The sequence below is a fragment of the Formosa sp. Hel1_31_208 genome (assembly GCF_900104785.1).
Taxonomy (GTDB): domain Bacteria; phylum Bacteroidota; class Bacteroidia; order Flavobacteriales; family Flavobacteriaceae; genus Psychroserpens.
On record NZ_LT629733.1, the window covers coordinates 1,862,907 to 1,878,531 of the forward strand.

At 34.8% G+C, this 15,625-nt stretch carries 9 protein-coding genes; all 9 read left to right on the plus strand.

Annotated elements, in window-relative coordinates:
- The first annotated feature begins 5 nt into the window (after positions 1 to 5).
- The gene (locus tag BLT57_RS08435) at positions 6 to 1,460 is read left to right on the plus strand and encodes an Ig-like domain-containing protein (RefSeq protein WP_091424846.1); all 1,455 of its coding nucleotides are present in this window, start codon (positions 6 to 8) and stop codon (positions 1,458 to 1,460) included.
- 27 nt (positions 1,461 to 1,487) lie between these two features.
- Entirely contained in the window at positions 1,488 to 2,363 is an 876-nt protein-coding gene (locus BLT57_RS08440) for a family 16 glycosylhydrolase (RefSeq protein ID WP_091424848.1), read from the plus strand.
- Between the two features lie 16 nt (positions 2,364 to 2,379).
- Positions 2,380 to 3,210 carry a PKD domain-containing protein gene (locus tag BLT57_RS08445; RefSeq protein ID WP_157717152.1) on the plus strand — a complete coding sequence of 277 codons (831 nt, stop codon included), beginning with the start codon at positions 2,380 to 2,382 and terminating at the stop codon, positions 3,208 to 3,210.
- A gap of 93 nt (positions 3,211 to 3,303) precedes the next feature.
- Complete coding sequence (locus BLT57_RS08450; protein WP_091424853.1) at positions 3,304 to 6,747, plus strand: hypothetical protein; 3,444 nt, start codon at positions 3,304 to 3,306, stop codon at positions 6,745 to 6,747.
- A 6-nt stretch (positions 6,748 to 6,753) separates the two neighbouring features.
- On the plus strand, positions 6,754 to 8,037 hold the full coding sequence (locus tag BLT57_RS08455) for a glycosyl hydrolase family 17 protein (protein ID WP_091424854.1): 1,284 nt from the start codon (positions 6,754 to 6,756) through the stop codon (positions 8,035 to 8,037).
- Positions 8,038 to 8,106: 69 nt separating this feature from the next.
- Entirely contained in the window at positions 8,107 to 9,555 is a 1,449-nt protein-coding gene (locus tag BLT57_RS08460) for a glycoside hydrolase family 30 beta sandwich domain-containing protein (protein ID WP_369825405.1), read from the plus strand.
- A 30-nt stretch (positions 9,556 to 9,585) separates the two neighbouring features.
- Positions 9,586 to 11,226 (plus strand): MFS transporter, encoded by a 1,641-nt coding sequence (locus BLT57_RS08465; protein ID WP_091424859.1) that lies wholly within the window; start codon positions 9,586 to 9,588, stop codon positions 11,224 to 11,226.
- Between the two features lie 25 nt (positions 11,227 to 11,251).
- Positions 11,252 to 12,160 carry a glycosyl hydrolase family 17 protein gene (locus BLT57_RS08470; RefSeq protein WP_091424862.1) on the plus strand — a complete coding sequence of 303 codons (909 nt, stop codon included), beginning with the start codon at positions 11,252 to 11,254 and terminating at the stop codon, positions 12,158 to 12,160.
- 84 nt (positions 12,161 to 12,244) lie between these two features.
- A complete protein-coding gene (locus tag BLT57_RS08475; RefSeq protein ID WP_091424864.1) occupies positions 12,245 to 15,535 on the plus strand; it encodes a VCBS repeat-containing protein in 3,291 nt (1,096 codons plus the stop codon).
- Positions 15,536 to 15,625 lie beyond the last annotated feature (90 nt).

The window sequence follows — 15,625 nt, forward strand, 5'->3', positions numbered from 1 at the left end:
GAAAGATGAAAAATATAAGAGTAATTAAATTGAATAAAACATGTATTTTAGGATTACTATTAATTCTAACTTTTGGATGTGAAAGAGATGTAACAGACGACGCTGTGCCAGCAACGTTTAATTCTAATGGCGAAATATTTTTAGATAATCCTGTAGGATTAACAGATGAGTTTTTTGAATCGTTCGATCCAGCAGAGGGTTACAATGTCGAAGATACTTTTGAAGTTGTTGATGACGAGTCTTTCGAAGGATCATCATCTATAAGAATTGACGTTCCTTCTTCCGGAAACCCTAATGGTTTTCTTGCAGGTGGTATTTTTAGAGACCGTGGAGATGGCCGTGATTTAACAGGTTTTGATGCATTAACATTTTGGGCTAAGGCGTCTACTACAGGTACTGTAGCTAGTTTTGGTTTTGGTGTAAATTTTGAGGGAGACGAATTTTCAGTTGTTAAAAGTGATACTGAAATAACAACAAATTGGACTAAATATATAATACCTATCCCAGATCCCTCTAAACTTATACAAGAAAGAGGTTTGTTCTCATATATCGCTGCACCCATCGATGTGATGGGAGATGGTCCTAATGGTAATGAAGTTGGGTGGACGTTTTGGTTAGACGACATACGTTTTGAAAACCTTGGTACAATTGGTCAAGAGCGCCCACAAATATTTGATGGCGAAGATATAGTACAAGAAGCGTTTGTAGGATCTGACATTCCAATTACTGGTCTTGGTTACAAAGTGAATTTAGCTTCTGGTATAAACCAGACTATTTCTCCATCAGAAAATTACTTCACGTTTATGTCATCTGATACTTCAGTAGCAACAGTATCCGAATCTGGAGTAGTATCCGTTATTGGAGATGGTACTGCGACTATAACCGCTAGGATTGGTGATTTTACTGCAGAAGGATCTTTAGAACTTACAGCAGATGGCGCATTTGTTAATGCGGATGATCCAACATTACCTGCATCAGAAGTCTTATCCATATATAGTGACACTTATTCAAACCAAGGCGGTTTAAATGTAGGTGCATTTAATAATTCAGATATTTCCATTTCCACTCAATTATTCGCTGGCAATGAACACATTGTATACGAAAATCTTCAATTTGTTGGTGTAGGCTGGGATACTCCAGTTGATATTTCAAGTTTTACTCATGTACATGTTGATGTTCAATTAACCACACCTGGCTCAACATTTATAGTAGAATTATTAGATTTTGGACCAGATGGTATAGATAATGGATTTGGAGACGGCTCTGCTGGTGGCTTTAATGCTACAAGTCAACTTATTCAGGATCAATGGATTGGTTTAGATATACCAATTAGTTCTTTCACAAATTCTACAGGTGGAGGAGGTACTGGCTTGACAACTTTCAACGATATAGGTTTCATTATTTTTGTATCAAATAATGGTTCTGTTTTAATAGACAACGTATACTTCTATACCAATTAAACTAATTATTAATTTCATTTTAATATTATGAATTTTAAATATAAAAACTTAAAAACAGGAGTTCTACAAATTATGTGTATATGTGCAGTACTAGTGCTTACTAACTGTAATACAGATGAAACTCAAGAAGTAGCTCAACTTACAAATCTTGTTTGGCAAGATGAGTTTAACGTAGATGGTCCCCTTGATCAAACTAGATGGACGTATGACCTTGGAGACGGAACTGCTCAGGGTCTTCCAGCTGGATGGGGAAATAATGAATTACAATACTATACAGACCGGCCAGAAAATGCCAATGTAGAAAATGGAGTCTTGGTGATTACGGCGGACGAAGAATCGTTCATGGGATCAAATTATACATCTGCTCGAATTACTACTCAAGGCTTATTTGAACAGCAATATGGTCGATTTGAAGCACGCATACGTTTGCCAGTTGGAAAGGGTATTTGGCCAGCATTTTGGTTATTAGGAAATGATTGTGATGAAAATCCATGGCCACAATGTGGAGAAATAGATATTATGGAATACCTTGGAAATGCGCCAACAGTTGTACTAGGTAGCGTGCATGGACCAGGATATAATGCAGGTGATTCGATATCCAGAGAGTATACCTTAGAAAATGATCGATTTGATGAAGGGTTTCACATCTTTGGAATAGAATGGGGTCCTAATTACATCAATTATTATGTTGATGGTGATTTGTATCAGACAATTACACCTGAAACAACTGCTGACGAAGCCATAACATTTAATGCACCTGATAATGCAGGTGAATGGGTATTTAACAGACCATTTTACATCATTATCAATATGGCAGTAGGTGGTTCTTTACCAGGTGCACCAAATGCAGAGACAGAATTTCCACAAAGTATGTATGTAGATTATGTTAGAGTTTATAATTAATTTAAAAATAAAGAATATGAGATTTTTAAAAGTTAGAGCAAGTATCTTATTCATAGCCATACTATCTTTTGCATTAATTAGTTGTGAAGAAAATGATGACACCTCGGTAACAATTAATTTAGATGCCAGATTTGTTAGTAATGTTAATTCAAGAACCATTTCTTTTATAAATATTTCTAATGATGCCGAACGTTACGAATGGGATTTTGATAACGGAACAACTTCTACATTAATCAATCCAATTGAAACTTTTGATAATGGAACGTATACTGTAACATTAACAGCATTTGATAGCAATGAGAATTCTGACATATTCCAACAGACATTTGTAATTGATGTCCCAATTTGTGAAGATGAGACGGACGAAAATATCAATCCTGCTAATGGTGATATCAATTGGACCTTTCTGACTGAAACTACTATTGACGCTTTTGGTGATACTGCTGGATTTATCGTTGATAATCCTGTTGTGGATGCTGTAAACTCTAGTTGTAAAGTGCAGAGATATGAAAAAACAACAGGTTGCCAAACGTTCGCTGGATTAGGAGTTGGACTTACCAGTCCTATCGATTTTTCAACTACAACCAATAAAACGTTTAAAATGAAGGTGTTGGCAGAAACACAACTTACCGAAGTTACACTCAGGTTAGAGTTTATGTCATTTCCAAATACAGAACCATCACAAGATAGAGTTGCAAGTATTACGCAATTAGGTGAATGGCAAGAACTTACATTTGATTTTACAAATGTACCTACAGGGACATTTCAAAGTATGATTATTTACTTCGAAAGAAATGCTACTTGTGACGGAGATATTTACTACTTCGATGATATAATTCAAGAATAAATTGATTTTAAATACGGCTTTAGCATTATCGGTTAAAGCCGTATTTATATAAAATAATAATAGGAAATACCAACCCAAAGTACATCATATATAATGAGTCAAAAAAACCCCACTATTGAAAAATCAATGCAACAAGTTAAAATAGATAACGATGTTTATTACAAAATTTCAAATAGTGATGACATGCGTCCGTTTTTTATGAGCATCGTTAGCGACTCTAATCATTGGATGTTTATTTCAAGCAATGGCGGACTTAGTGCAGGTAGAAAGGATAGTGAAAATGCATTTTTCCCATACTACACGGATGATAAAATAACCGAATCTGCAGAAATCACAGGAAGTAAATCTATATTTCTAGTAAGGACCAACCAGCAAACAAAACTTTGGGAGCCGTTTTCAATACGTCAAGAAGGTATTTATCATATCACCCGTAATTTATACAAAAACATCTACGGAAATAAAGTCATATTTGAAGAAGTTAATCATGACCTTGAGTTAACATTTAGATACCAATGGAATTCAAGTAATGAGTTTGGATTTGTAAAAAAATCAACTTTAAGCAATAATTCAAAGGGTGATGTTCATATCGAATTGGTTGATGGCTTTCAAAACATAATGCCTTATGGTGTGCCGTCTGATACACAAGTTAGAGTAAGTAACCTAGTTGATGCTTACAAAAAAAGTGAACTAGAAAAAGAAGCTGGACTAGGTATTTTTGCTTTGAGTGCAATTATTGTAGATAAAGCAGAACCAAGTGAAGCTCTTAAAGCTAATATCGCGTGGTCTTTAGGTTTTCAAAATTCTAAATATTTGTTGTCGTCATTGCAGCTAAAGGCATTTAGACATAGAAAAGAAATTCAAGAAGAAATTGACGTTCGTGCTGAAAAAGGCGCATATTTTATTCATGCAGACATAACACTATCTGGAGAGTCTCAAAAAGATTGGATGCTTGTAGGTAATGTTAATCAGGATCATGTTACAATAGCTCAAATCATTGACCGCATTAAAAATGACGAACAGTTAGAAGAGGCAGTTAATGCCGATATAGAAATTGGAACACACCGATTGATAAAACTTAATGCATCGTCAGATGGATTACAGTTAACAGAGGATAGGCAAAGAGATACGCGACATTTTGCTAATACCTTGTTCAATATCATGCGCGGTGGAATTTTTGATAATAACTACCAAATAGAAAAATGTGATTTTAGTAATTACTTGTCTAAAGCTAATAAAAAAGTGTTTTCAAAAGCAAAGGCGGTTTTAAATGAGCTTCCAGAATTATTTAGTTTAGATCAACTTAAAGACAAAGCCTACCAAAGTGACGATAAAAATTTCCGGAGACTTTGTTTAGAATATATGCCGTTGAAATTCAGTAGACGACATGGTGATCCAAGTCGACCTTGGAATAAATTTTCCATCAATACGCGTGATGAAATTGATGGATCTAAAATATTAGATTACGAGGGAAATTGGCGTGATATATTTCAAAATTGGGAAGCTTTAGCTCATGCATATCCTGAGTATATTGAGAGTATGATTCATAAATTCTTGAATGCAACCACCTTTGATGGATATAATCCGTATCGCGTAACAAAAGACGGATTTGACTGGGAAACAATAGAACCAGATGATCCTTGGTCATATATTGGCTATTGGGGAGATCATCAAATTATTTATTTGTTGAAATTTCTGGAGTTCATTGAAGATCATAAACCTGGAAAACTGAGCAGCTATTTCAATAAAGATCTTTTTGTATACGCAAACGTCCCTTATAAGATAAAGAGCTATCAAGATACACTTAAGAATCCAAAGGATACTATAGATTTTGATGAAGAATTGGATGAAAAGATTCATATCAAACGATCTGAGTTAGGAGCTGATGGAGCATTACTCAGAGATCAGAATTTCTTTATTTGTAAAGTGAACTTTGTAGAAAAGATATTGGCAACAGTCTTAGCTAAAGTTTCAAACTTTATTCCAGAAGGTGGTATCTGGTTGAATACTCAGCGTCCAGAATGGAATGATGCTAATAACGCATTAGTAGGTAATGGTGTTTCTATGGTTACCTTATATTACCTCAGACGTTTTTTGCATTTTTTTGAAAATGTAATCAATCATACAGATATTGAGCATACTGCTATTTCCGAAGAATTATTAACGTTCTTTAATGATGTTGTATCCACTTTAAATGCGAATCAACATATCCTAAACGGGTCAGTTTCTGATGCGGATAGAAAAACAGTATTAGACGGTTTAGGCGAAGCAGGTAGCACATATAGGCATAAGATTTACAATGAAGCTTTTACTGGTGATAAAGGAACTGTTTCAAAAAATGAATTGAAACATTTTGTTACTATTACACAGAAGTATTTAGAGCATACAATTAATGCTAATAAACGAAATGATAATTTGTATCATGCTTATAACTTAATGACAGTAAATGGTCAATCTGAAATTTCTATTTCTTACTTAGATGAAATGTTAGAAGGTCAAGTTGCGGCTTTAAGCTCGGGCTATTTGAGTTCTACTGACAGCTTATGTCTACTAGACGCACTTAAACAGAGCAAATTGTTTAGAGCAGATCAATACAGTTATGTGCTTTACCCAAATAAGAACTTACCTAGATTCATGGTAAAGAATACAATTCCTAATGTTGCTGTAGAGCAATCTCAACTTTTACAGCAATTGATAAAGGAGGGTAATAAACAAATTATAACTAAAGATATCAATGGCGCTTATCATTTTAACGGTAATTTCAATAATGCCAATAGTCTAGATAATGCGCTGACCAAGTTAGAAAACACTAAATATAGTAATCTAGCCAATAAAGAAAGACCCATACTGCTCAACGTATTTGAAGAAGTTTTTAATCACAAAGCTTTTACTGGACGCTCTGGTACGTTTTATGGTTATGAAGGTCTTGGTTCAATTTATTGGCATATGGTTTCTAAACTTCAGCTAGCGGTGCAAGAATGCTGTTTAAAAGCTATCAAGGATAATGAAAGTGATGAAGTAACAGGAAGGTTATTAGAGCATTTTTATGAAATAAACGCAGGCATCGGAGCACATAAATCTCCAAAACTATATGGCGCATTTCCTACAGATCCATATTCACATACACCGGCCGGAAAAGGAGCACAACAGCCTGGAATGACGGGACAGGTAAAAGAAGATATTTTATCTCGTATCGGTGAACTTGGTGTATTTGTTGAAAATGGACAAGTGACATTCAATCCATGCTTGTTGAGAAAAGAGAGGTTTTTATTGAGTCCTAAAATATTTAATTATATTGATTTAGAGCAAAACAGTAAAGAAATTCAAATATTCATACATGAATTAGCATTTACCTATTGTCAAGTCCCAATAATTTATAGTATCGCAGCTGATAATAGTATAGAGGTTGTTTATAAAGATAATTCGTCAGCTTCTTTTAATAGTTTAAATCTTAGTAAAGACATAAGTCAAATGTTATTTAACAGAACTAATGATATCGAATTTGTAAAAGTTTTTATTCAGATAAATCAGTTAAAATAAAAAAAAATGAAATCAAGATTAATCCTATTTGGTGTAGCTGTAATTACATTATTTGCGTTGTCTTGTATTGAAAAATCTAAAAAAGATAAAGAAATGCAACCCCAAAAATATATTACTGCAAAAGATATTTTAGGCAACCCCAAATACCAAGCGATTTCTTATGGTGGTTACCGTGAAAACTCAAGACAAGAACAACCAACTATAGCACAGTTAAAGGAAGATTTGAAAATTCTTTTTGCTATGGATATTAGAGTGTTAAGAACATACAACTTACAATTACCTCATGCCTTTAATTTATTAATAGCTATAAAACAGATGAAGGAGGAGGATGAAAATTTTGAAATGTATGTAATGCTGGGAGCTTGGATCGATTGTAAAAATGCATGGACAGATAAGGAACCAGATCACAATGTTGAGAGTGAGCATAATGAAGGAGAAATTGCAAGAGCGGCTGCACTTGCAAATCAATTCCCAGATATTGTAAAAGTGTTAGCTGTAGGTAACGAAGCTATGGTGAAATGGGCAACAAGTTATTTTGTACAACCCAACGTCATCTTAAAATGGGTAAATCACTTGCAAGATTTAAAGAAAAAGGGAAAACTCCCAAAAGATTTATGGATTACAAGCTCTGATGACTTTGCATCTTGGGGTGGAGGTGAACACCAGTATCATGTTGAAGATTTAGAAAAACTGATAAAGGCAGTTGATTATATTTCCATGCATTCATATCCTTACCATAATACACACTATAATCCTGAATTTTGGGGAGTCCCAGAAAATTCATATCAACTCACAGCTCTTGAAAAAATAGACGCTGCTATGAAACGCGCTATAGATTTCTCAAAACGTCAGTATGACAGTGTCTCTAATTATATGAAGAGTATTGGAGTCAACAAACCTATTCATATTGGAGAGACGGGATGGGCAACTGTATCTAAGGGTTTTTATGGCCCTAACGGTTCTAGAGCTACCGATGAGTATAAGCAAGGGATATATCACAAATTAATGCGTGATTGGACGAATACTGAAGGTATTTCATGTTTCTATTTTGAAGCATTTAATGAACAATGGAAAGATGCGCAACACCCAAATGGGTCTGAAAATCATTTTGGATTATTCACCATGGATGGAAAAGCAAAATACCCTATTTGGGATTTAGTAGATCAAGGTGTTTTTGAAGGACTAACCAGAAATGGAAATGCAATAACCAAAACATATAATGGTGATAAAGAAGCATTAATGAAAGATGTTTTAGTACCGCCATCAATAAACGAAGTCATGGCACATTGATGATGCCATTAAAATTAATATCATATGAAAACAGTAAATTTTATAATCTGTTCTCTTTTTGTAGTTCTCATGATGAGTTGTAATGAAAAACAAGAACAGCTGCAGGTTGAAGTATACGAAACGTCAGCAAGTGGCAATAAATTGACCAGAATCACAGTTTTTCCTATTGAAGATTCTTTGATGATGATAACACTTAATCCCGAAGTGAAATTTCAAAAAATCACTGGCTTTGGTGGCGCATTTACAGAGTCCTCGGCTTATTTATTAAATAAATTGAGTAAAGCAAATCGCGATACAATTATTCAAGCTTATTTCAGTAAGGAAGGTGCAAATTATTCGTTAACCAGAACACATATGAATTCATGTGATTTTTCTTTGGACCAGTACTCATACGCACCTGTTGAAGAGGACATGGAATTAAAGCATTTTACAATCAAGGATGATGTTGATGATTTAATCCCAATGATTCATGATGCTATGGCAGCTTCTGAAGACGGATTTAAAATATTTGCCTCACCATGGACAGCACCACCATGGATGAAAGATAATAAAGAATGGGTTGGAGGTAAGTTATTACCAAAGTATTATGATACTTGGGCTTTGTTTTTTTCCAAATACTTAGATGCTTATAAAGCTGAAGGAATCGATATATGGGGTTTTACCGTTGAAAACGAACCTCATGGCAATGGAAATAACTGGGAAAGTATGCATTTTACACCTGAGGAAATGACTGATTTTGTTCAGAACCATTTAGGTCCGAAATTAGAAGCTGATGGCAAAGGGGACAAAATAATACTAGGATATGATCAAAATAGAGCTGGCGTAAAAGAATGGGTAGACGTCATGTATGCGACAGAAGAATCGTCAAAATATTACGATGGCACGGCGATACATTGGTATGAAAGCACCTACGATTTTTTCCCTGAAGCTTTACAATATGCCCATAATAAAGCACCAGATAAATATTTAATTGAAACAGAAGGCTGCGTAGATTCGGAAGTTCCTAAGTGGAAAGATGATATCTGGTATTGGTCTAAAGAAGCTACAGATTGGGGCTGGGATTGGGCATCAGAAGAAGAAAAACACTTGCATCCAAAATATGCACCCGTAAATCGATATGCCAGAGATATCATTGGTTGCTTAAATAATTGGGTTGACGGTTGGGTTGACTGGAATATGGTACTTGATAGACAAGGCGGTCCAAATTGGTTTAAAAACTGGTGCGTGGCTCCTGTAATAGTTGATCCAGATAATGATGAAGTGTATTTTACACCATTATATTATACCATGGCGCACTTTAGTAAGTATATGAGACCAGGTGCAATGGTGATTGGAGTAGATAATCCCGATAAAGACTTGATGGTTTCGGCAGTTAAGAATCCAGATAACTCTATTGCTGTTGCGATTTTTAATGAAGGAAATACAGCAAAGAGTTTTACCCTAAACTTAAATGAAAAATATGTTAATATTAAAATAAACGCACAAGCCATACAAACGGTTGTGATACCAAAATCATAAAAAATAACTAACTAACTAAAACGATATACAATGTCACATTATAAAACATTAGCGAAAGACAAAGTACCCTTTTTACAAAAAACAGCTTTCGGCTCAGGACATTTAGTGCTAAATTTATTACCTGGAGCTCTAGCGGTATTTATGTTCTTTTTGGTTACGGCATTTGGAATGGATCCGTGGTTAGCGGGTTTATTAGGTGGTTTACCTAGAATATTTGATGCTATTACTGACCCGATAATGGGGTTTATTTCTGATAATACGAAGTCAAAATGGGGAAGACGAAGACCCTATATTTTTGTTGGTGCAATTTTAAGTGGAATACTGTTTGCGCTTTTATTCCAATTGAGTGAAGACAATTCTGTCATGTTCAACTTTTGGTATTTTCTCCTAATGTCTTTATTGTTCCTCATAGGAAACACCATGTATGCTACACCATTAGTAGGATTAGGATATGAAATGACTTCCGATTATAATGAACGCACACGCTTAATGGCATTTGCGAATATTGTTGGACAAATTGCTTGGATGCTAGTCCCTTGGTTTTGGGTAGTGATTGCAGACCCTACCGTATTTTCTTTAAGTGACGAAGTACTTAGATCTATTGGGGAAATGGGGCTTACAGGAGATGAATTACAAAAAATAACAGACGAAAAATTACAGGCAAATGGCGTGCGCCAATTATCATTATCTGTTGGTTTAGTCTGTGCTGTCCTTGGTGTTTTACCAGCCCTATTCTGTAAAGGTATTGATGCTGGGAAAATGGAAAACAGAAAAAAAATAAGCATGAGTACACTTGGGTCTAGCTTTAAAGATTTATTTCAAGGAATCAAAGAAGTATCTAAAAATAAACCTTTCATGAAGTTATGTGGAGCTACATTTTTAGTATTTAATGGATTTCAAATGGTGGCTTCATTTAGTTTTTTCATCATAGTTTTTTATATCTATAATGGTAACTATGGCGATGCTGGTACATGGCCAGCTTGGTTTGCGTCACTTACGGCTGTAGTGACTGCATTTATGGTTATTCCAATCATATCTCGAATTGCTAACAAATGGGGGAAACGAAAAGCTTTTATTATCTCTACAGTCATCTCTATTGTTGGTTATATACTTAAATGGTGGGGCTTTGATAATTCATTAAATGCCGATTTTAATCAGTCAGGTTTTGGCCAAGGGTTAAACAATTTTGTGGGTTCAATCTTTGATACAATCAATCCTTTTCTAGATAGCATTGGAATGTCATGGTTTAGTATGGATGTGAGCCAAGGTGGTCCTTGGTTAATGTTTTTACCTATCCCATTTATGGCTTTTGGTTTAGGAGGTTTATTTACTTTAATGATGAGTATGACGGCAGATGTTTGTGATTTAGATGAACTCGAAAACGGTATGCCGAGAAAAGAAGGTACCTTTGGTGCCATATATTGGTGGATGGTAAAATTGGGACAGGCAATTGCTTTAGTTTTAGGTGGTGCAATTTTAACCTTAGTTGGTTTCGACGAAGGTGCAGTAACTCAAACAGCGGAAACTATGACCAATTTACGAATTGCCGATATTGTTATACCAGCCGTTACGGCCGCTATAGCTATTTGGATCATGATGAAATATAGCTTAAATGAGGATAGGGCTAGAGAAATAAAAGTAGAATTAGTAAAACGAAGAGGAGAACTATAAATTAAATTAAAAAGAATAATAAATAATGTCATATAGAGACGAAGAATATCACGTATACAATGGAATTAATTTTACTGAACATTCAGGAATTGATTTTGGTAAATACTCATTAGAAGAATTAAAAAAACTTTGGGGACAAACATTAAAAAAAGGAATGCATGGCATTTGTTTTAGTATGTATGAAGACGGTCAGGAACCAGGAGATGTTATCACTGAGGAGCAAGTTGAACGTCGAATCAAAATCCTTAAGCCATATTCAAAATGGGTACGCTCTTTCTCCTGTATAGAAGGTAACGAGCATGTGGCTAGAATAGCGCATAAACATGGAATGAAAACCATGGTTGGTGCTTGGCTGAGTGATAACAAAGAGGATAATGAAAAAGAAATTGAAGGCTTAATTCAGCTGGCGAAAGAAGGATGCGTTGATATTGCGGCAGTAGGTAACGAAGTTCTTTATAGAAATGATCTATCTCTTGAAGAATTATTAGGGTATATACAACGCGTAAAAGATGCTATACCTGGCATACCTGTTGGATATGTTGATGCGTATTATGAATTCTCAGTACATCCAGAACTTGTAGAAATTAGTGATGTCATTTTAAGTAATTGCTATCCATATTGGGAAGGGTGTCATATTGATGGATCCTTAAACCATATGCAACAAATGTTTGGTCAAGCAGCAGATGCGGCAAGAGGCAAGAAGGTCATTATCACTGAAACAGGTTGGCCAAGTGAAGGCGGTAGTTTGAGAGGCGCTATGTCTTCCGAAGAAAATGCGATGAAGTATTTTATTAACACGCAGGTCTGGGCAACTAAGGCAGGAATAGAAGTGTTCTATTTCTCTTCTTTTGATGAATCATGGAAGACTGGAGACGAAGGCGACGTAGGTGCTTATTGGGGGCTTTGGGACAAACATGAGAACTTAAAGTTTTAAAACGTAATCAAAAGCACACATGTAATGTGTGCTTTGTTTTTAGCACCCCTTAATATTTACTTAATGGAAATAATTTAATTTAACATGAAGAACAAAACGATTCAACACATCATATTTTGCCTTGTTTTAAGTGCTTTTTTTAGCTGCCAAGATGAAGTACAGAGAGATTTGTACCCTGAAAATTTAACTGGAGGATTTAATCTTTTAGCATCTGAACAAACAGGTATCGAATTTAGTAATACAATAAATGAAACCGCTTACTTCAATCATTACTTCTATAGCCAAATGTATGTTGGTTCAGGAGTAGCTATTGGTGATATTAATAATGATGGATTGCCTGATGTATTCTTTGGGGGAAATCAGGTTGCTGATAGGTTGTATCTTAACAAGGGCGATTTTCAATTTGAAGACATTACGAAAAAATCTAAAGTAGCAAAAAATTCTGGCTGGACTTGGGGTGTAACTATGGCAGATGTAAATGCCGATGGTTATCTTGATATTTATGTGAGTCGAAATGGTAATTCCGAAAATCCTGAAGACCGTAGAAATCAATTATATATTAATAATCAAGATTTAACCTTTACAGAATCTGCTCAAAAATATGGTCTTGGAGATTACGGATTTTCAACACAAGCAGTATTTTTTGACATGGATAATGATGGAGATCTTGATATGTATCAAGTGAATCAAGTAGCCGACAAGAAGTTATTATTAATCAATAAGATTCCTCAAAATCAATTTGAATTCTTTAAAGATAGATTGTACAGAAATGATAATGGGAAATTCAAAGATGTTTCAAATGACGTGGGCATATCGCGTAATCTCGCTTATGGCTTAAGTGTTAATGCAACAGATTTCAACAATGATGGGTGGATGGATCTTTATGTGGCGAATGATTATGCCGAACCAGATTTTATGTACTATAATAATGGCGATGGAACATTTACAAATGTAATTAATGAAGAATTGAAGCATATCACCCAACTGAGTATGGGTTCTGATACAGGGGATATGAATAATGATGGCTTAATTGATCTTATTACCACAGATATGACTCCAGAGGATCATTACCGTTCAAAAACAAATATGGCGTCAATGAGTACTGAAGCATTCCGAACCTTAGTGAATTCTGGAGCGCATTATCAGTACATGACCAATACACTTCAAATTAATACAGGACTTGGTAGTTTTTCTGATGTAGCCAATGTTGCAGGTATTTCTTTTACAGATTGGAGTTGGGCAAGCCTTCTGGTAGATTTAGATAACGACGGATTCAAGGACATCATTATTTCTAATGGAATTAAAAAAGATGTTGATAATAATGATTATAGAAATAAAGTCAAAAATCTCGGTAAAAATGCAACTATAGATTCCTTATTTGAATTAAGTAAAAACACGCCATCGCAGAAGATTTCTAATTATGCATTTCACAATAAAGGCAATTTGAAATTTGAAAAAATCACTAAAGAATGGGGGTTTAATACACCTAGTTTTTCTAATGGCATGGCTTATGGCGATTTAGATAACGACGGAGATCTTGATGTAATTACAAATAATATTGATGATAAAGCATTTGTGTATGAAAATAAGGCTAATGGCAATTTTCTGAAAATCAAATATGAAGGTCCAGAGCAAAATAGATTTAGCATAGGAGCAAAAGCTAAAATCTTCTATAATGGCAATGAACAAATTGAAGAAAACGCAGTCACAAGAGGTTTTTTGTCATCGGTAGAGCACGGTTCGTTTTTCGGCCTAGGAAAGGTGACAGAAGTTGAGAGGGTTGAAGTGATATGGCCTAATGGAACGTCTAATGTCTTTAAGAATGTTAGTGCGAATACAACCTTAATTGCAAAACATTCTAAAGCTAAGGCAATCGATAAAGAAATCAATACATCACCTGCTTTGTTAACGGCATTAAAAGGGGAGTCTTTAGGTTTAAGTTTTAAACATGAAGAAAATGAATTTGATGAGTATATTGAAGAAATATTATTGCCCCATAATGTGTCACAAAACGGACCATTTATAGCTAATGCAGATGTTAATGGAGATGGATTAGAAGATGTTTATATTGGAGGTGCAGTTGGCCAAAGTGGGGTTTTGTACTTACAGAATGAATCTTCAAAATTTAGTAAGAGCTTGTCACAAGTCTGGGAACAAGATGCAAAAGCAGAAGATTTAGGATGCATTTTTATTGATATTGATAATGATAATGATATGGATTTATATGTCGCAAGTGGCGGTAGTGAATATAAAGCTGGAAATGTATTACTACAAGATAGACTATATATAAATGATGGTAAAGGAACATTTACGAAAGATGTTAATGCCCTTCCGTCAATCAAACAGAGCTCACAATGTGTGAAAGCTTCCGATATTGATAAAGATGGAGATATCGATTTATTTGTTGGAACACGTCTAATACCAGGTGCTTATGCATTCCCTGCAACAAGTTATTTCTTACTTAACGATAACGGTAAATTTAAAAGAGCATCTCAAGAGCTAGCGCCTAGTCTTGAAAATATAGGAATGGTCACAGATGCAGTCTTTACGGATATAGATAAGGATAATGACGACGATTTAATCCTTGTTGGTGAATGGATGGAAATTAAAGTTCTTGAAAATACTAAAGGAGAATTCATTGACGCTAATGCATCTTTAGGATTAGATAATACACGAGGAATGTGGTGGTCAATCTCGGCTAGTGATTTGGATAATGATGGTGATGATGATTATATTGTTGGGAATCTGGGAATGAATAATAAATTCAAGGCATCAGAGGAGCATCCATTCAAAGTCTATGCAAATGATTTTGATAGTAATGGGACCAATGATATTGTGTTAGCCAAATTTTATAAAGATGACTATGTCCCTGTAAGAGGAAGAGAATGTACAAGTCAGCAGATGCCATACGTGGCTAAAAAGTTTAAAGATTATCATAGTTTTGCTTCGTCTAAACTAATCGATATACTTCCTGAGGATAAAGTTAATGACGCTGTTGTTTATGAAATCAAAAGTTTTGAAAGTATTATTCTGATTAATGATAATGGACAACTTAAAAAACAAATACTCCCTATTGAAGCTCAAATAGCTCCAATTAAATCATCAATAACAATGGATATAAATAACGACGGTCATCTGGATATTATAACCGTTGGTAATCATTACGGTGTAGAGGTAGAAACTACAAGATACGACGCTGGTTATGGTGGCATATTTTTAGGTGACGGGAAGAATAATTTCAGGTTTATGTCACCAAAAAATAGTGGATTCTATGTTCCTCATGATAGTCGTGATATCAGCAAATTTAAACAAGGGGCTAGCGATCTCATTATTGTGACTAATAACAACAATGAATTGTCAATTTTCAGTAGTTAAAGGATAAAACTAAGCTGTATAGGTGTAAATTTTGTAATAACACATGTGCTTGAATTTTAAATTATTGACAACCAAAATTTTATTGGTCGA